Source organism: Serratia sp. CY56464, assembly GCF_052168435.1.
GTDB lineage: Bacteria > Pseudomonadota > Gammaproteobacteria > Enterobacterales > Enterobacteriaceae > Serratia > Serratia marcescens.
In genome coordinates, this window is record NZ_JBJNMV010000001.1 from 1,082,000 (window position 1) to 1,100,684 (window position 18,685).

The following is an 18,685-nucleotide window of genomic DNA, read 5'->3' on the forward strand; positions in this document are numbered from 1 at the left end:
CCTTACAGCTCGGGGGAAGGAAAACGGTAAATCGTCACGCCTTTCACCACCCGGTTGACCTCGCCGGTCGGGCAGGGGTTATCCGGGGTCAGCCCCAGCGCCAGCGAACTCTCGAAGGCCAGCATCTGGCTGAACAGCAGATACGGGAACAGCAGCCAGATATCGTCAGCCGCATCGTGCATATGCAGCAGGGCATCGGACAGAGGTTGGCGTTCGCCAGTCAACCCGACCAGCTGCATCGCCTGCCCATCGCGCTGCAGCTCGTTCCACAGATCGCGGTCATACTGGCGGGCATAGTCGTTGTGGGAGAACATCAGCACCACCAACGTCTGGCCGTCGACCATGAATTTCGGGCCATGGCGCAGGCCGAGCGGCGAGTCGTAGCGCGTAACGATGCGGCCGGCGGTCAACTCCAGCATCTTGAGCGAGGCCTCTTCGGCGAGGCCGGTAAAACAGCTGCCGCCGAGGGTGATATAGCGGCAGAAACCGCTGGCGGCCAGCGCCTTCACCTGCGGCTGCAGCGTTTCGCGCAGTGCGCGGCAGCGCTGCACCATGGCGTTCAACGGCGCCTGGGCGGCCTCGAGCGAAGCCGGGCCGAGCAGCAGCGCGGCGCTCAGCATCATGCAGCTGAAGCTGGAGGTCATGGCGAAGCTCTGATCGTTGGCGCCTTGCGGCATCACCAGCGAACAGACGTTACCACGCTGATGCGCGTACTGCGCCAGCCGGCTGTCCGGGTTGCACACCAGCATCAGATGATAGCTTTCCGGCAGCAATTGATCGGCCAGCTCCACCGTCGCCACGCTTTCCGGGCTGTTGCCCGAACGGGCGAAGGAAACCAGCAGCGTCGGCCGATCAGGGTCAAGATACTGCAGCGGGTTGGCGACGATATCGGTGGTGCCGTAAGCCACCACGTCGCGGCCGGTGCGTTCGCGCAGCCAGGGGGCCAGGGCGCGGCCGGCAAATGCCGAGCTGCCTGCGCCGCACAAGACGATTTGCAGGCGCGGATTAGCCAGCAACGGCGCCAGGAACGGTTGCCACTGCGCCTGTTGATCCTGCAGTTGGCGGTGCAGCGCCGCCCACAAATCCGGCTGTTGCCAAATTTCTGCGGCGGTATGCCAGGCGTTGCGCTGCTTCAGCCAATTCGCCTCGTAAGAGAAATACGCGTTCATGATGACAGCTCCTTAAAAAGCCTCGGTTAACGGTCGGCGATAATCACGTCGATCCCTAAATGGTGCAGCGCCTGCAGATAGTGTTCCGGAATGCGGCTGTCGGTGACCAGGCGGTGGATCTGGCCGATGTCGCGGATCATGCAAAAGCTGGTGCGGCCGAATTTGCTGGCGTCGGCGAGGGCGATCACTTCGCGCGCCACCTCGCACATCACCCGGTTCAGCTGCGCTTCGCCCGGATCCGGCGTGGTGATGCCGCTCGCGAGATCGAAGCCGTCGACGCCGAGAAAAAGCTTGTCGAACCGATACTGGCGCAGCTGCTGTTCGGCGGCGGGGCCGTACAGCGACCAGGCTTTGCGGCGCACGCTGCCGCCGACCACCATCAGGTCGATCTCCTCGTTGTTGGCCAGTTCGAAGGCGATGTTGAGCGCGTTGGTCATCACCACCAGATCCTTTTTCCCCGCCAGCTGCGGCGCCATTTGGCTGGTGGTGGAGCCGGAGTCGAGGATGACGGCGTCGCCGTCTTCAATCAGCGCCGCGGCCGCGCAGGCGATGGCGTGTTTGACGTCGCGATTGATGCGGCCCTTGTCCTGCAACGGGCGGTCGAAGGCGAACTGTTTGTTCAACATGGCGCCGCCGTAGGCGCGCACCGCGCAGCCGTGTTTTTCCAGCTGGCGCAGATCGCTGCGGATGGTGACGCTGGACACCGAAAACTGCTGGCTGAGCTGCTCCACGCGCACCGTGCCCTCGCGACACAGCTGGTCGATAATTAATTCCCGGCGTTTTGCGGTATTGATCATTAACGCAGACTCCTGATTTACCTGTAGCCGTGCCCGACCGCGGCTTAATAAGCCGCAGCGATACCGACCGGAGCGCTTTCAGTTGTTCGTGGCGAATTACAGCAAACGAAACACTGAAATGCAATCGATTAATTTTAAAATATCTATATCTATCAGTTGGTTATATTTGGTTTTGCTTTCGGTTGGGCGGCAACCGAAAGCAGTGTTAACGCAAAGTGAAAACGGCAAATTCGTTATTTTTCAGTCGCCAATTCCCAGCGCTTATTCATTCAGTCCGTCGATGCCGAAAGCCGCAGCGATCGCTCGACAATCTCCGGGCTTTCACTGTTTTTTTATGCCGGCGCGCGTAAAAGCGCTGCGCCGCGCACGCCGCTGCTGTCACCGTGCACCGGCGGGAACACCGCCGCCGGCTCCATGCCCGGCAGCAGCCAGCGCCGCATCGCCGGCGGCAACAGCCGGTAAAGCTCGCCGACGTTGGACAATCCACCGCCCAGCACGAAGGCATCAACGTCCAGCAGCAGCTGTAAGCCGGCCAGCGCGCTGGCCAGGATGTCGACGTAGATGGTCATCAGCCGCTGCGCGAGCGCATCACCGGCACGATAGCAGGCGACCAGCGCCGGCACGTCAGCGGCCGGATGGGCGAAATGGCGGCTCAGCGCCAGCAGCCCGCTGCCGGAGACGTAGCGTTCAAAGCAGCCGGTCAGCCCGCAGTTGCAGCCGAACAGCGGCAGATCGTAACGCTGCGCCAGCTGGGCCGAGATTGGCATATGGCCCCATTCGCCCGCCACGCCGCTGCGCCCCTTGTGCAGTTGCCGGTTCACCACCAGGCCGCCGCCGGCGCCGGTGCCGATGATGGCGCCGAACACCAGCGGCAGGTGCGCGGTTTGCGGCGTGCTGGCTTCCGACAGCGCGAAGCAGCGGCAGTCGTTCTCAATAGCGATCGGTCGCGCCAGCGCCTGCGTCAAATCATCCGCCAGACAATGGCCGGTCAGGCAGGGCACGTTGACCGCCAACTGGCGGCGGCTGACGGGATCGGTGATCCCCGGCAAACCGATGCCGATGCTGCCGCGCGTGTGCAGTTCGCGATCCGCCTGCTCGACCAGCCCGGCGATGCAGGCCACGAACTCGCCGTAATCGCCGGTTGGGGTGCGCACCCGCTGGAGCAGCACCTGATTGAGCCGGCGATCGTAAGCGGCCATTTCAATTTTGGTGCCGCCGATGTCGAAGCCGTAACGCATCTCTGTCGTGGCCATGCTTTAGGCTCCACTCAGGGCGATCACCGCCGCCTCGCGGCGGGCGCGTTCGGCGGCAAACACCATCAGGTGGCTCTCCAGCGCTTCCGCCGGGCCGGCCAGCACCTGGCTCGGATCGTTGGCGCGAATGGCCGCGATAAAGTGCTGCATCAGGAAGTAGTCGCCGCCGCCGTGGCCGGCCATGGCGTGCAGATCCTGGCCGGCGTCGGTGTCGTAATGCGTTTCGCCGTCGTCGAGGAACGAGGTGATGCGGATATGGCGGCCGTCGCCTTCCAGGCAGCCGCGGCTGCCAAAGATGCGGGTGTGACGATCTTCGTGGCGGGTAAAGGCCGTCATGGTGAACGACGCGGTGCGGCCGCCGGCGAACTGCATGTTGACCACCTGATGGTCGACCACGTTATTGTCGCAGCGGTAGACGCAGCGGCCGTAAGGCCCGTCGCGCAGCGCCGCCCGCAGGGTCGTCTGGTCGGGTTCCGGCGTCAGCACGCGCAGAAAACCGGGCGTGGCCTTGTGATCGTCGCCCAGATAGATGCGTTTGGCGGAATAGGGGCAGTTTGCCTCTACCGCGCAATCCAGGCAGTTGTCCGCCGCGCCCGCCGGTTGGTTTTCCTGGCGGAAGTGGCGCAGGTTGCCGAAGGAGCTGACCTGTTCACAGGGTTGCTCCATCACGTAGCGGATCCAGTCGATGTCGTGGCAGGATTTCTGCAGCAGCATAAAGGCGGCCTGCCGATCGTTGCGCCAGTTGCCGCGCACGAAGGAGTGCGCCTGATGCCAGTAGCCGACCGGTTCCAAATGTTGCAGGCTGACGATGTCGCCGATCGCGCCGTCGCGCAGCAACTGTTTGAGCTTTTGGGTATAGCGGGTGTAACGCAGCACGTGGCCGACCGAGAAGATCAGCCGTTGGCGCGTCACTTCGGCGACGATGGCGCGGCACTCATCGGCGTCCGGCGACAGCGGTTTTTCCAGCAGCATGGCGTAGCCCTGGCGGGCGAAGGCCAGCGCCGGTTCCAGGTGCATCTGATCCTGGGTGCAGATCAGCACCGCGTCGGCCAGCTTGCCGGCGTCGGCGGCCTGACGCCAGTCGGTGAAGACGTTTTCCGGCGCGATGGCATGCTGCGCCACGAACGGCTCGCGGTAGGCGTCGCGCGGTTCCGCTACCGCCACCACCTGCATCAAATCGGGATGCGCCAGCGCATAGCGCGAGTAGATTTCACCGCGCGCCCCGGCGCCGACCACCAGCACCCGCACCGGGCGATGGGCAAAGCTGTTGGGTTGTGTTGACGACATTGCTGGATACTCCGCTGTTGTTATTTGAGGTTTTGGCCGCTGAGCTCGTCGAACAAATGCGCGCGCGTCAGATCGAATGCCAGATGAATGCTTTCGCCGAGGCGCGGCTCCCAGTCCGGCAGCGACGCCATGCGCAGCACGAAGCGCAGATCGGCCAGTTCGCAGTGCAGCAGCTCTTCGTTGCCCATGCGCTCGATAGTGACGATCTGCGCCGGGAAACAGTTGGCGCTGCCGGGCGCGCACAGCCGCAAAGACTCCGGCCGGATGCCGAGACACACCCGCGCATGCGGGTAGTCCGCCAATTGCCGTTGCAGCGCCGGCGGCAGATCGAGCAGGTGCTGCAGGCCGATACGCAGCCGCACCGTTTGGCCGTCGCGCACGATCGCCAGATCGTGCAAATTCATCGACGGGCTGCCGATAAACTCGGCGACGAAACGGTTGGCGGGGTGGTGGTACAGATTGATTGGTTTATCCACTTGCATGATGGCGCCGCGGTTCATCACGCAAATGCGATCGCCCATGGTCATCGCCTCGACCTGATCGTGGGTGACGTACACCATGGTGGCGGCGGCGCCTTCTTGCTTCAGCTGGTTGTGCAGTTCGATCAGCTGCACGCGCATTGACACCCGCAGCTTGGCGTCGAGGTTGGACAGCGGCTCATCGAACAGAAACACCTTGGGTTTGCGCACGATGGCGCGGCCGACAGCCACCCGCTGGCACTGGCCGCCGGAGAGCTGGCCCGGCTTGCGCTGCAGCAGATTGGTGATCTCCAGCTTTTCCGCCGCGTCGCGCACCCGGCGGTCGATCTCCGCCTTGCTCTCTTTGCCGATCAGGCCGAACGCCATGTTCTTGTACACCGTCATGTGCGGGTACAGCGCATAGTTCTGGAACACCATGGCGACGCCGCGATCCTTCGGCATGCTGTCGTTGACGCAGCGATCGTGGATCAGGATCTGCCCCTCGCTGACGCTCTCCAGCCCGGCGATCATCCGCAGCAGGGTGGATTTGGCGCAGCCGGACGGGCCGACGAACACCATAAATTCCCCGTCTTCAATGTCCAGATCGACGCCGTGCAGCGCGTGGAAACCGTTGGGGTACACTTTTTTAACGCTGTTTAACTGAATTCCGGCCATGTTGTTTACCTTGTCTGCGCGTTAGCCTTTCACCCCGGCGCTGGCGATGCCCTGGATGAAATAGCGTTGGAAAATAATGAACAGCATCAGCATCGGGATCACCGCCATCAGCGCCCCGGCCATCAGCAGCGGGTATTCCACCCCGGCGCGGCTGGAGAGCGAGGCCAGCCCTACCGGCAGCGTCAGCTTCTCGGTGGTGGTATTGACGATCAGCGGCCACATCAGGTTGTTCCAGCTCCACAGGCCGTTGATGATGACGCAGGCGATAATGCCCGGCCGGATCAGCGGCAGCATGATGCGCCAGAAGATGGCGAAGTAGCTGTAACCGTCGATCAGCGCCGCTTCCTCCATCTCCTTCGGCACCGCCAGGAAGAACTGGCGCAGCAGGAAGGTGGCGTAAACGCTGAAAATGCCCGGCAGCACCAACCCGGTGATGCTGTTGACCAGCCCCAGCTTCTGCACCACCAGGAATTGCGGGATCAGAAACGCCTGGCCGGGCACCATCAGGATCGACACGCACACCAGAAACACCGCGTCGCGGCCGCGAAAATGCAGGCGCGAGAAGCCATAGGCGGCCAGGGTGGCGATAGCCATCTGCAGGCTGACGGTGAAGAAGGTCGCCAGCAGCGAGTTGAGATAAAAACCGGCGAACGGGATTTCGTGCATCACCCGGCCGTAGGCCTGCAGGCTGGGATGCGCCGGCAGCAGCGTCAGCGGGATCTGGATGCTCTCGGCCTGGGTTTTCAGCGAGGTCACCAGCATCCAGATAAAGGGCACCACCGAGGCCAGCGCCGCCAGCCCCATAAACAGGTACACCAGCGTTTTCTTGCTTGCGTTCATGTGCAGCTCCTCAGCTGACTTTCAGGCGCTTGCCGATCGCCATTTGAATCAGGGAGATCACCAGCGTGACGGCGAACAGCACCACGGTGATGGCGGAGGCGTAACCTTTTTCCTGCAGGTAAAACGCGTACTTGTAGAACAGGTTGGTGACGGTCATCACGTCGTTTTCCACCAGCGCGCGGTCGAACATCAGGAACACCACGTCAAAGACTTGCAGGATCTCGATAAAGCTCATCACCGACACGAAGAACAGCGTCGGCACCATCATCGGCAGCGTGATGCAGAAGAAGCGCCGCAGGGTGCCGATGCCGTCGATATCCGCCGCTTCGTACAACTGGCGTGGAATGCTCTGCAGTCCGGCCAGCAAAATGATGATCTTCAGCGCCAGCGACGACCAGATGATGATGATGGATACGCTGATGCGCACCACGTCCGGATCGGACAGCCAGGCGACCGGCGCAATGTGCAGCAGGCCCAGCGCCTGGTTGATCAGGCCGAAGTCCTTGTTGAACAGCCATTGCCACACCATGGCCACCGCCGCGGGCATGGTGACCGCCGGCAGGAACAGCAGGGTGCGCAGCAGGCCTTTGCCGCGGATATTCTGGTTGAGGCCGATCGCCAGCAGCAGCGACAGGCTCAGGCTGATCGGCACGCAGACCACCACGTAGAACAGGGTGTTGGCGGCGGCGGTGTAAAAGTCGTCGTCTTCGAACAGGTTGAGATAGTTATCGACGCTGATGCTGCTCCAGCGCATGAATTGGTTCAGATCGGTAAAGCTGTAAAAGATGTTTTGCAAGAAGGGGATCAGGTAAAACACCGTCACCCCCAACAACAGCGGCAGGATCATCACCCAGCCCCAGAAGCGCTCGGCGCGTTCGAGCCGATTGAGCGCGGGACGGGTGGTGCGCCGGGGGTGTTTCAGGGTGACCGTAGCCGTTTCTGCCAGCGACATGTTGCCATTCCTCACCTATGACGTTCAGCGTGGTTCCCCCGCGGCGCGCGCTCGGGGCTGCGCGCCGCGGCGGGGTGATTACTGCTCCATGACGCGCGCGATCTTCTTGACCGATTTGTCCATTTCCTGCTTAGCGTCCGCGCCCATAAAGATCTTTTTCAGGCTGGCGATCCACATGTTTTGCCACTTCGGCGTATTGGTGCCGGCGGTGGGGTAAGCCTGGGTCACTTCAAGGGTCTGGATATAAGGCGTGACGTCAACCTTTTGGATCTGCTGCGCCCAGACCTTGGCCGCCGTCTTGTTGGCCGGGATCACCACCTTGGCCAGCTCCGCCTGCGAGGCTTCGCTGCTCATGAAGGCGATATATTTCCAGGCGGCCTGCTTGTGGGCGCTTTTCGCCGACATGGCGAAGGCCAGACTGTGCGCCACGCCGGACTGGCGTTCAATTTTGGGCATCATCACCACGCCGATGTGGTCGTTGATCAGCGGGTTATTGGCGAACGGCGCCGCCAGCCAGGAGCCGGCATAGACCATCGCGGCGCGGTTGGACTGGAAGATATTCTCGGTTTTGACTTCGCTCATTTGCTGGGCGCTTGGCATCAGGCCGTCTTTCATCATGCCCTGCAGCTGTTGGTAGACCCAGAGGGATCTGTCGTTGGCGATGTCGGTGGGCTGGCCGTCTTTCGGCACGATGTGGTTGCCGTTTTGGAACAGCAGGTTCATGTAACTGTCCTGACCGTCGATGCTGAGATCCATCACCAGCGGGAAGGCGGCGCCTTTCAGCCCGTTTTTCAGCGCGGCGGCCTTGCTCTTCAGATCGTCCCAGCTCCAGTCGTTGGTGGGATAGCTGACGCCGGCCTGATCGAACAGCTTTTTGTTGTACCACACGGCGATGGAATCGACGTCGCGCGGGATGGCCATCTGCTGACCGTCATACTGATAGGCTTTCACCGAGCTGGCGACCACGTCGTCCAGCTTAAGGCCGCTGTCCTTAATATAGGGCGCCAACGGCTCCATAATGCCGTTTTTAGCGTACTGCACAAAATAAGGCATATTGATCCAGAATATATCTGGCGCTACGCCGCCGGCGGCGGCGGAATCTAATTTAACGAAATATTGCGCCGAGGGGGTTAATTCTATTTCTATTTTTATATCCGGATTGGCCTGTTCAAAGCGCTTGGCAATCTCCTGTTCGGCGGGTAATTGATTTCTGTCCCAAACGGCATAGCGCAAAGTTATTTTATCTGCGGCATGGAGCAGCGTGGGTAATAATAATGCGCTGGCAAGAATAGAATGTGCCAGCAAGCGGCCGGTATTTTTTATCGGTGACATTGCTTTCCCCTCGGTGAGCGACGAATAGCGTTTTTCGCAACGTAAATTCTTTCTATCCCTTAACTTTCAATGTGTCAATACACCCCCAAACGCCCAAAAATGGGGCGTCAATGTTTCGTTGTTGTTAAAATCGAAAGGCTTTCACGGTCAAGCGAAAGGCGCTCTTGTTCACATTTCATTAACCTTTATGCGGGGTTTTTCCCCGGTGGCGCGGCATTTAGCGGCCTTCGCAGGCATAGGAATAACTGATAACCCTTGCACCATAATGGGGATTAAAAATATTTTTATTGTGCAAGCTTCAGCTTCTTTCATTTTTGTGATGCAAATAAACAAAAAAATCTTGCTGAGGCTGTCCAGGGAGGGCGCGCAAACGTTTTTTATTGCCGGCTATTGTTTGTGTCGATAAAAGACGCTAGCCTGAATCTCACAACACTTATTCATCCATAATAAAGAGGGCGGAATATCATGCGCCTGTCTCTGGTATTTACGCATTGCCTGGAGAAAGTATTTCATCGCCAAAATATGCCGCCCATTGCCGTGGAAAATCGGTTGAGTGGGTTAAATAACGAGGTGCTGTCCTGGCAGGCGGTGTACTGTTTGCAAACCCCGGGCAACGAGACTCGCCATGAGCTGTGTTATCAACTCGATGGGCCGCTGGCGGAGTATATCAGCGTGCGCCAGGTGCAATCGGTGCCGAGCGGTTTTCCCTGTTATCGCGAGACCGATGAGAATTACCTGACGACTGAGCCGGGCTTATTTCCCGATCCGCTGATACCGCTGCCGCAACGGCGTTTTTTTGCCGCCTGCCGCTATTATGGCAGCCTGTGGTTGACCCTGACGCCGCCGGCCGACGCGCAACTGGCCGGCGACTTTCCGTTGACCCTGCGGCTGCGGGATGCCCAGAGCGGCGAGGCGCTGGCCGAGGCCACGCTGACGCTGCATCTGGTGCCGGCGGCGTTGCCGCCGCAAACGCTGTTGCACACCGAGTGGCTGCACACCGACTGCCTGGCGGATTACTACCGTCTGGCGGTGTTCAGCCCGGATTATTGGCGCGCGGTGCGCAACTTTGTGCGCTGCGCGGTGCATAGCGGGGTCAATATGCTGCTGACGCCGCTGTTTACGCCGCCGCTGGATACCGCCGTCGGCGGTGAACGCACCACGGTGCAGTTGGTGAGGGTGTCGCGTTCCGCGCAGGGGTATCGCTTCGATTTCAGCCGCCTGGCGCAGTGGGTGGCGTTGGCGCAGGAAGAGGGCATCGAGCACTTCGAAATCGCGCCGTTGTTTACCCAATGGGGCGCGGCGCATGCGCCGAAGATCGTGGTGGAGGAGCAGGGCGAGGCGCGACCGCTGTTCGGCTGGCACACCGATGCGCAGGGCGAACCGTATCAGCGTTTCCTGCAGGCGCTGCTGCCCGAATTGACCGCCTGGTTCCGCGAGCGGGGGTTGGAACGACAGGTGTGGTTCCATGTTTCCGATGAGCCGACGCTGGACAACCTGGCGGCCTACCGGCGCGCCAGCGCCGCGCTGCTGCCGCTACTGGATGGCTTTCGCACTTTCGATGCGCTGTCGGATTTCGCTTTCTATCAGCGAGGCCTGGTGGAAATCCCGGTCGCCGCCACCGATCATATTGAGCCCTTTATCGAACACCGGGTGCCTGGCCTGTGGGCCTATTACTGCTGCGTGCAGAAGACCGAGGTCGCCAACCGGTTCTTCGCCCAGCCTTCGGCGCGCAACCGCATATTGGGCGTGCAGCTCTATCTGTACCGCATCGCCGGCTTCCTGCATTGGGGATTCAACTTCTATAACAGCGCCCATTCGCTCGAACGTATCAATCCTTATGCCGTGACCGACAGCGGCCATGCGTTTCCCTCCGGCGATCCGTTCGTGGTCTATCCGGGCGATGATCTGCAGCCGGTGGAGTCGCTGCGCCTGCGGGTGCTGCATCAGGGGCTGCAGGACATGCGCGCGCTGCAACTGCTGGAGAGTCTGACCGACCGGCCGACGGTTGAGGCGCTGATCGAACGCGAGCTGGGCATGCGCATCACCTTCAAGCGTTATCCGCACCAGGCCGGGCCGCTGCTGCGCCTGCGCGACGCGGTAAACCGCCGCATCGAAGCGTTGCTAGCGCCGATGTGAAGGCAAGTGGGGGCGAAAATGCGTCTTTCGCTCCCAATTCGCCATTACTTTGCTATACCTGATAGTCGATGGATTCACTTTATTGTCATGTAACTGACACGTCAGAGTCACGGCTCTGGCTTAAGTTTGCAGCGACTACGTCAGGAGATAACGCGATGTTCAGCCTGGATTCTCTGTTGCAAGATGCATTTCCACACCGCAATACCCCTGCCTGGCAGCGCAGCCTGCTAAGAACCCTTCTCTTCGAAAAAGAATTCAAGCAGTTCGCCGCCGATTATCCCCACCTGAAAGGGCTCGATCTGATCGAGCAGGTGGTGGACTACTTTAACCTCAGCTGCGAACTGGTGGACGGCGATCTGGAAAACATCCCGAGCCAGGGGCCGGTGGTGCTCGTGGCCAATCACCCGATCGGTTCGCTCGACGGCCTGGTGCTGCTGCGCGCCGTTGCGGCGGTGCGCCCGGATGTGAAAGTGGTGGCCAGCCAACTGCTGACCTACATTGAACCGCTGCGCAGCCTGTTCGTGCCGGTGGATAACGTCGCTTATAAAACCAGCCGCAAACAGATTGAAGGCATGCAGCAACAACTGGACAATCAGGGCGCGCTAATCCTGTTCCCGGCCGGCGAAGTGTCGCGCATGAGCCCGAAAGGCATCCGCGACGGCCACTGGCATACCGGTTTTCTGCGCCTGGCCGCCAAAGCGCGCGCGCCGATCGTGCCAATCCACATCAGCGCACGCAACAGCAACCTGTTCTACTTTACCTCACTGGTCTACCGGCCGCTGTCGACGTTGCTGCTGGTGCGCGAAATGTTCCAGCAGCGGGGCGGGCGCATCAAGATCCGCGTGGGCGGCCGCGTGCCGTTCGCCAACTGGCACGACGGCCACACCAGCGCCAAGGATCTGGCGGAGCGTTTTCGCCGCCACGTCTATCGCCTGGGCCAGGGCAAGCCGGGGCTGTTCGCCAGCGAGTCGCCGATCGCGCTGCCGGAAGATCGTCTTGAGCTGAAAAAGGCGCTGGCGAACTGCGAACGGTTGGGGGTAACGCCGGACGGTAAAACCATCTATCTCTATCGTCGCCATGACGAAGCGCGTACGCCAATCCTGCGCGAGCTGGGGCGCCTGCGCGAGATCGCCTTCCGCGCGGTGGGGGAAGGATCCGGCCGCCGCCGCGATCTGGACAGCTACGACGACGATTACTACCACCTGGTGCTGTGGGATGAGGAGGAGCTGGAGATCGTCGGCGCCTATCGCTTTATCCCTACCGCCGAACAAATCGCGCGCAAAGGGCTGGAAAGCATCTACAGCAACAGCCTGTTCCATTATGACCGCGATATGGAACCGATCCTGGCGCAGGGCATTGAGCTGGGGCGCAGCTTTATTCAGCCGGCCTATTGGGGCAAGCGCGGGCTGGACTATTTGTGGCTGGGCATCGGCGCCTATCTGTCGAAATACCCGCAGTACCGCTATCTGTTCGGCCCGGTGTCGATCTCCGGCGGCATGCCGCTGGCAGCACGTGACTTGCTGATCGCCTTCTATCGGCTCTATTTCTCGCCGGATCACGCGTTCGGGCAGTCGCGGCGGCCTTATCCGGCGTCGCTGCCGCAGGTGCTGGCGCAGTTTGCCGGGGACAACTATCAGGAAGATCTGGTGCGGCTGAAGAGCCTGCTCAGCAATATCGGCTGCTCGATCCCAACGCTGTACAAGCAGTACACCGAGCTGTGCGAGCCGGGCGGGGTACAGTTTATCGATTTCGGCACCGATCCGGCGTTCAACAACTGTATCGACGGATTGGTGCTGGTGGATACCACGCGGCTCAAGCCGTCGCGGTATCAGCGTTATATCGCGGTGCACCAGCCGCAGCCGGCCGAGACGGCATGACTATAGTCTGACTCATGCCTTTTTGATCTAAGCACGACCTTGGGGCCGGCGACGGGATAGCGCTACGATAAACGTTTTGCTTTCCACCGCCGGAGCCTGTCATGCCCCATTCGTTTATCCCGCCGCTATTGTCCGCCGATGAACCGCCCGCAGCTGCCGTTGAAATCCCGCGCGGCAAAGCGCCCTTTTTGCTGCTGTGCGATCACGCCGGCAAGGCGATACCGCAATCTCTTGGCGATCTCGGTTTGCCGCCGGGGGAGATTGAACGCCACATCGGCTGGGATATCGGCGCGCTGAGCGTGTCGCGCCATCTGAGCCGCCAACTGGACGCCACCCTGATCCACCAGCGTTACTCACGGCTGGTGATCGACTGCAATCGGGCGCCCGGCATCGCCAGCTCGATCCCGCATTTGTCCGAACTGACGCCGATACCCGGCAATATCGGTATCGACGCCGCGCACGCGCTGGCGCGCGAGCGTGAGGTGTTTTTGCCGTATCACCACGCCATCGACGATCATTTGGGGCAACGTCAGCTGCGCGAACTGCCGACGGCGGTGATCGCCATGCACAGCTTCACGCCGGTGTTCAAAGGGGAATCGCGCCCCTGGCAGGTGGGGCTGCTGTTTAATCGCTACCCGGAATTTGCGCTGCTGCTGGCCGAACTGCTGCGCGAAGAGGGGGATTTGCAGGTGGGGATCAACGAGCCCTATGCAATGACCGACGCCACCGACTACACGTTGCCGGTGCATGCGGAACGGCGCGGTTTGCCTTATGTCGGCATCGAAATCCGCCAGGATCTGATCGCCGATGAACGCGGGCAGCAGGCGTGGGCGAAACGTTTCGCACGCCTGCTGCCGCAGGCCTGGCAGCGCTGGCAAATTTGACTTTAGGAATATTCCCAGAGATGATAACCGTAAGGAATACGTAATACGCCATTAGAAAAAAAGTCAGGAGAGACGTGTGGAGCACAGCGATAACGGACTGTTTATCAAACGGGAGCGTTTTGAAGTTCTGGCGATTCTGCGTGAAATTTGCAAACAACGCACGCCGCTGCGCGTAGAAAATCAGCAGCACCGGTTTCAAAGTCTGTTATTGAGCGTCGGGCCGGACAATATCGTGTTTAGCGGTGAGGAAGCGGAAAACGCCATCGACGGCGCCTGCACCATCGTGATTGAAAGCCACGACGCCAAAATCGAGTTTTCCGTCGGCCAGGCGGAATTGACCGAACATCAGGGCGTCCAGGCCTGCTCGACCCGGCTGCCGCAGGAGTTGGTTTACATCCAGCGCCGCCGTCAGTTCCGCATCACCACGCCGCACTGGCGCCAATTCTTCTGTACCGGCGAATACCCGGACGGCACGCCGTACGAGCTGCGGATCCACGATCTGTCCGCCGGCGGCGTCGGTTTGCGCTTCGACGGCCCGCTGCCGGATTTCTTCCAGCCAGGTCTGCAGTTCAAGAAAGCGGAGTTGGATCTGGGCAGCTACGGCAGCTTCAAGGTCAACATGGAGCTGGTGGTGGTCAACGACGATCAGGAAACCGACGATAACGATCAGGTGGTGCACTTCTCGCGCCTGTCGTGCCGTTTCCTCAAGCTGGGGCTGGCGATGGAACGCAAAATTCAGAGCGCGGTGTTCGCCTTCGAGCTGGATTTCAACAAAAAGAAAAAACGCTGATAGGTATCAGGGGCGGCACGCTGCCCCTGACTCTCCACCGGCCTTACGGCTTTAACGCCCGTAGGCTGCCGATCTCTTCCCAACCGAAATGCGCCGCTTCGGCCAGCACGTCGCACACTTCGCCCCCGGCGGCGACCACGGCCGCGTCGAGCGCGGCGCCGCGCAGCAAATGGCTCACCAGCAGTGCGGTGAACAGATCGCCGGTGCCTTTGACCGCCGATTTAACCTTCGGATGGGTAAAGCACTGCGTTTCCTGCCGGGTGACCAGCATCAATCCCACCTCGTCTTCGCGCTGCGCGACGCCCGGCGCGCTGGTGACCAGCACCCATTCGGTGGTGTCGTTCAACAGCGCCTGCGCGGCGCGTTGCGTCTGCTCCCGGCTGCTCAGAGAGCGGCCGCACAGCTGCTCCAGTTCGAAACCGTTCGGCGTCAGGCCGTTGGCCAGCCGCAGGAACGGCGAGCGATAGCAGTTGACGATGCGCTCATCCACGTAGATCCCTTCGCCGTAATCGCCCATCACCGGATCGATATAGATCCTTATCTGCGGATTGAGGGCGCGCACCCGCTGCAGCCAGTTGGCCAGAATATGGCACTGCATCACGTCGCCCAGGTAACCGACGATCACCGCCCGGGTGCGTTTCATCACGCCGCGGGCGATCAGATCGTCGAGAAAACCGCCGAACCACTCGCCGGAGATGACGCCGCCGTGCGGCTTGCCGTAATAGGGCGGGCAGCCGAACAGCACGCTGGGCACCTGCAGCGCTTCCAGCCCCTTTTTCAGCAGAGCGCGGTAGGCGATGCCGTTGCCGACGCTGCCGTAGACCACCTGAGATTGAATGCTGATCACGTCGATGGACGGTGACCGCAAGGGTGAAGCCTGTTGCATGAGTTACATCCTTGGTTCGTTATTATCCAGCCAGCGGGCGAACACCTGCCGCGCGCGCTGTTCCAGCTGCGCGCCGTGGCGCGCCGCCTGTTCGCGCAGGCTCTGGGGCGCGATGTCGGCCAGTTCCAGCTCGCAGGCATGGCCAATCAGCCAGCGTTCGATATCGCGGTGATCCGCCTCCAGATGGAACTGCAGGCCGAGCGCGAACCCCTGATAGTCGAAAGCCTGATGCGGGCAAATCGCCGTGCCGGCCAGGCAGCGGGCGCCGTCCGGGATCATGAACATATCGCCGTGCCAATGCAGCACCGGCGTATCGGCCAGCGGCGCCAGCACCGAGTCGTCTTGTGCCGCGAGCGTGGTCAGCGGGGCGAAGCCGATCTCTTTGACGCCGAGCGAGATCACGTCGGCGCCCAGCGCTTGGGCGATCACCTGCGCGCCGAGACACACCCCGAGGGTCGGTCGCCGCTGCGCCAGGCGCTGTTTGACCAACGCCAATTCATGGTCGAGAAAATCGTAGCGCTGCTCACCGGAAAAGTGCTGGGCGGCGCTGATCGGCCCGCCGAGCACCACCAACAGATCGGTCTCTTCATTATTGATAGCACGAATATCATCGCGGCCGGCATCGTAATAATCGATCTGATAGCCACGCAGCGAGAGCAGGGAACCGAGGATACCCAGGTTTTCAAAATTGACGTGTCGAATGGCGACGGCTTTTTTCATTGTTTAACCTCGCTAGCGTGGGTGAACGGCGTCAGCGCCAGCGACTCGCCCAGCACCGTGATGCCTTGCGCGCCGCTCTGGTAGACGATGCGGCGTTCGCTGACCTGGCTGAGCTGCACCTGATAACCCTGCGCGGCCGGGAACAGCGCGCACGCCTGTTCCAGCTGATCGGCTGCCCAGGGGGTGAACATCTGCAGGCGGGCAAAGGCTTTTCCTGCATACTGAATGTCGAGCACGTAATGTTTATCCATGGAACCCCTTACTTTTGGCCGCGGAAACGGGTAATCTTATTTGAACTAGTACAAAAGGATTTATGTATGACTTCATTGTATGCAAAAGGCGGCGGCGCTGTCCAGATTGCCGAGCAGATCGCCGCACGCATCAAAGACGGCGCGCTGCGGCCGGGCGAGCTGTTGCCGCCGGTACGCCAACTGGCGGCGGAGCTGGAGGTCAATCCGAATACCGTCGCCAGCGCTTACGCCCGATTGCGCGATGCCGGTCTGGTGGCGACGCGCGGGCGGGCGGGAACGGTGGTGCTGGAGCCGCCGCTGGCGGCGATGAGTGCGGCCTATACGCCGCGTCAGGTGCCGGCGGGGATGTGCGATCTGGCCAGCGGCAATCTGGATGCCGCATTGTTGCCGGCGTTGGCGCTTGGCGCGGCGGAGGCGTTCCCGCAGCAAAATGGTTATGACATCAGCGGCGATCTGCCGGTATTGACCGGTCTGGGGCGCGAGTGGCTCGGCCGCCAGGGCGTCGCGCTGGGGGAGCCGGCGGTGTTCTCCGGCGCGCTGGATGCGATGGAAAAGGCGCTGCGCTGCCATGTGCAGCCGGGCGCGGCGGTGTGGGTGGAAGATCCCTGCTGGCCGCCGCTATTGACGCTGTTGCGCCACCTGCGTCTGCGGCCGCTGCCGCTGGCGGTAGATGAACAGGGTTGTCGGTTGCCGGAAAGCGGGGCGGCCGGCGCGGTGATCCTGACGCCGCGCGCCCACAATCCGACCGGCGTCTCGCTCTCTGCGCAACGCGCGCAGCAGTGGCGGCGTTTTCTGCGCGACAATCCGCAGTGTCTGGCGATCGTCGACGATTTCTGGGGGCCGTTGTCGCAGCAGCCGCTGCATCTGCCGTTCGACGGCGATCGCGGCCTGTATGTGCTGTCGCTGAGCAAGTTTCTCAGCCCGGATCTGCGCATCGCGCTGGCCTGCGGTGACCCGACGTTGCTGCAGGCGATGCGCGCCGATCAGTACATCAGCGAACGCTGGGTCAGCCATATCTTGCAGCAGATCGCCGCCAGGCTGTGGAGACAGGCCTTGCAGGAAGGGCAACTGCAGCGGGCGCAACAGGCATATCAGGCCAGAAGGGATGAACTGGTGCAGCGGCTCAATGCATTGAATCACACGGCGCTGGCGGTGGGTGAAGGGCTGCATCTGTGGTTGCCGGTGCGGTCGGAAACCGCCGCCGCGCAGCTGATGGCGCAGCGGGGGTGGTTGGTGCAGGGCGGTGAACCTTTCCGCCTGAAGGGCGGCCCGGCGCTCCGCGTCAGCCTGGCTAACGTCACGCCGGCGCAGTTGGCGCCACTGGCGCAGGATCTGACCGACGCCATGCGGGCCGGGGCGGCGATCAACTAGGCCGGCGTCAAACTCTCCTCCGCCAGTAACTGCAGCGAAGCTAACCGGGCGACCGGTTCGGCGATCGGCGTGTCGATGATGAACTCGTCCACGCCGTACTGCTGCTGCAGCTGCGCCAGTTGCTGATGCACCTGCGGCGCGGTGCCGAGCAGAACATGGCTTTCTCGCGGCTCGATGCGGTAGTCGGTGGCGCCGGCCTGTTGCACGAAACTCTCGGCCTGGGCCAGGCTGCCGACGGTCACGCTCTGCTCACCAGCGACGTGCACGCGGTATTGCTGAATATCCGCCGCCAGCGTCGCGGCCTGTTCCGGGCTCTGCGCCACGATCGCCGCCACCGCCAGCAGCCCCTTGCGGCCGCCGCTGTGTGCGGTGTAGTGCTCCAGCGCTTCTCTAATGTCTTGCGGATTGCCGTTCAGATGCGCGGCGAACACGAAGGCCCAGCCGGATTCAGCCGCCAGCGTCGCGCTCTCTTTACTGGCGCCGAGCAAAAAGCGCTGGGCGGCGTGCGGCGGCAACGGCGTGGCGCTCAGGCCCGGTTCGGCGTCGTCGTTCAGGTACGCGGTCAACTGCGACAGCTGCTGCGGGAAGGCCGGTTTGTTTTGCCGGTTATGGGCGGCCTGCAGCGCCTGGGTGGCGAGCGGCAGCCCGCCGGGCGCTTTGCCCACCCCGAGATCGACGCGCCCCGGCGCCAGCGCCGCCAGCAGGTTGAAGTTTTCGGCCACCTTGTAGGCGCTGTAGTGCTGCAGCATCACGCCGCCGGAGCCGATGCGAATGCGCGACGTTTGGCCGAGCAGATAACCGATCAACACCTCCGGCGACGGGCAGGCGAGCTGCGGCGTATTGTGGTGTTCCGCTAACCAGAAACGCCGATATCCCCAGCGTTCCGCCTGTTGCGCCAGATGCAGCGTGCGCGCCAGCGCCTGCGCGGCGCTTTCCCCTTCGGCGATCGGACTCTTTTCCAATATGCTCAAGGCATAAGCCATTTTCCCGCTCCTTTCCTCATCAGA

The 18,685-nt window shown here is 61.8% G+C and carries 17 protein-coding genes; 5 read left to right on the forward strand and 12 right to left on the reverse strand.

From position 1 onward, the window contains the following. Positions 1-2: 2 nt before the first annotated feature. From ACJ8KE_RS05355 to ACJ8KE_RS05390, 8 genes are all read right to left on the reverse strand, one after another. On the reverse strand, positions 3-1,169 hold the full coding sequence (locus ACJ8KE_RS05355; protein WP_442517148.1) for an SIS domain-containing protein: 1,167 nt from the start codon (positions 1,167-1,169) through the stop codon (positions 3-5). Between the two features lie 26 nt (positions 1,170-1,195). After that, a complete protein-coding gene (gene agaR, locus ACJ8KE_RS05360) occupies positions 1,196-1,966 on the reverse strand; it encodes a transcriptional repressor AgaR (protein ID WP_016927596.1) in 771 nt (256 codons plus the stop codon). 332 nt (positions 1,967-2,298) lie between these two features. Beyond that, a complete protein-coding gene (locus tag ACJ8KE_RS05365; RefSeq protein ID WP_049299361.1) occupies positions 2,299-3,204 on the reverse strand; it encodes an ROK family protein in 906 nt (301 codons plus the stop codon). Positions 3,205-3,222: 18 nt separating this feature from the next. Continuing rightward, entirely contained in the window at positions 3,223-4,506 is a 1,284-nt protein-coding gene (locus tag ACJ8KE_RS05370) for a Gfo/Idh/MocA family protein (RefSeq protein WP_016927598.1), read from the reverse strand. Positions 4,507-4,526: 20 nt separating this feature from the next. After that, complete coding sequence (locus tag ACJ8KE_RS05375; protein ID WP_016927599.1) at positions 4,527-5,639, reverse strand: ABC transporter ATP-binding protein; 1,113 nt, start codon at positions 5,637-5,639, stop codon at positions 4,527-4,529. A gap of 21 nt (positions 5,640-5,660) precedes the next feature. Beyond that, complete coding sequence (locus tag ACJ8KE_RS05380) at positions 5,661-6,479, reverse strand: carbohydrate ABC transporter permease (protein ID WP_016927600.1); 819 nt, start codon at positions 6,477-6,479, stop codon at positions 5,661-5,663. A gap of 10 nt (positions 6,480-6,489) precedes the next feature. Next, on the reverse strand, positions 6,490-7,431 hold the full coding sequence (locus ACJ8KE_RS05385) for a carbohydrate ABC transporter permease (protein ID WP_117286767.1): 942 nt from the start codon (positions 7,429-7,431) through the stop codon (positions 6,490-6,492). 78 nt (positions 7,432-7,509) lie between these two features. After that, complete coding sequence (locus tag ACJ8KE_RS05390) at positions 7,510-8,763, reverse strand: ABC transporter substrate-binding protein (RefSeq protein WP_049191746.1); 1,254 nt, start codon at positions 8,761-8,763, stop codon at positions 7,510-7,512. A 465-nt stretch (positions 8,764-9,228) separates the two neighbouring features. On the opposite strand from ACJ8KE_RS05390, the gene ACJ8KE_RS05395 reads away from it, so the two are divergent. The 4 genes from ACJ8KE_RS05395 to ACJ8KE_RS05410 all read left to right on the forward strand — a co-directional run bounded on the left by ACJ8KE_RS05395 (position 9,229) and on the right by ACJ8KE_RS05410 (position 14,450). Beyond that, on the forward strand, positions 9,229-10,899 hold the full coding sequence (locus ACJ8KE_RS05395) for a DUF4091 domain-containing protein (protein WP_049277961.1): 1,671 nt from the start codon (positions 9,229-9,231) through the stop codon (positions 10,897-10,899). Positions 10,900-11,054: 155 nt separating this feature from the next. Beyond that, positions 11,055-12,776: an ornithine lipid synthase OlsF gene (gene olsF, locus ACJ8KE_RS05400; protein WP_016927604.1), complete on the forward strand. Its 1,722-nt coding sequence runs from the start codon at positions 11,055-11,057 to the stop codon at positions 12,774-12,776. Positions 12,777-12,877: 101 nt separating this feature from the next. Next, entirely contained in the window at positions 12,878-13,660 is a 783-nt protein-coding gene (locus ACJ8KE_RS05405) for an N-formylglutamate amidohydrolase (RefSeq protein ID WP_143779031.1), read from the forward strand. Positions 13,661-13,736: 76 nt separating this feature from the next. Further along, on the forward strand, positions 13,737-14,450 hold the full coding sequence (locus ACJ8KE_RS05410) for a flagellar brake protein (protein WP_004938226.1): 714 nt from the start codon (positions 13,737-13,739) through the stop codon (positions 14,448-14,450). A 43-nt stretch (positions 14,451-14,493) separates the two neighbouring features. Here the strand turns inward: ACJ8KE_RS05410 and ACJ8KE_RS05415 are convergent, their stop codons facing one another. The 3 genes from ACJ8KE_RS05415 to ACJ8KE_RS05425 are packed head-to-tail and all read right to left on the reverse strand — an operon-like array spanning position 14,494 to position 16,307. Next, positions 14,494-15,336 (reverse strand): PfkB family carbohydrate kinase, encoded by an 843-nt coding sequence (locus ACJ8KE_RS05415; protein ID WP_049299356.1) that lies wholly within the window; start codon positions 15,334-15,336, stop codon positions 14,494-14,496. Positions 15,337-15,339: 3 nt separating this feature from the next. Further along, positions 15,340-16,056 carry a glutamine amidotransferase gene (locus tag ACJ8KE_RS05420; RefSeq protein WP_016927607.1) on the reverse strand — a complete coding sequence of 239 codons (717 nt, stop codon included), beginning with the start codon at positions 16,054-16,056 and terminating at the stop codon, positions 15,340-15,342. Further along, positions 16,053-16,307 (reverse strand): hypothetical protein, encoded by a 255-nt coding sequence (locus ACJ8KE_RS05425; protein WP_016927608.1) that lies wholly within the window; start codon positions 16,305-16,307, stop codon positions 16,053-16,055. Before ACJ8KE_RS05425 ends, ACJ8KE_RS05420 begins: the two co-directional genes overlap by 4 nt. Before the next feature lie 66 nt (positions 16,308-16,373). Here ACJ8KE_RS05425 and ACJ8KE_RS05430 point away from each other — a divergent pair, with 66 nt between their 5' ends. After that, on the forward strand, positions 16,374-17,678 hold the full coding sequence (locus tag ACJ8KE_RS05430; protein ID WP_079452085.1) for an aminotransferase class I/II-fold pyridoxal phosphate-dependent enzyme: 1,305 nt from the start codon (positions 16,374-16,376) through the stop codon (positions 17,676-17,678). On the opposite strand, the gene ACJ8KE_RS05435 is transcribed toward ACJ8KE_RS05430, so the two are convergent. Then, complete coding sequence (locus ACJ8KE_RS05435) at positions 17,675-18,661, reverse strand: MsnO8 family LLM class oxidoreductase (protein WP_442517149.1); 987 nt, start codon at positions 18,659-18,661, stop codon at positions 17,675-17,677. The two genes, ACJ8KE_RS05430 and ACJ8KE_RS05435, sit on opposite strands and share 4 nt — an antisense overlap. Positions 18,662-18,685 lie beyond the last annotated feature (24 nt).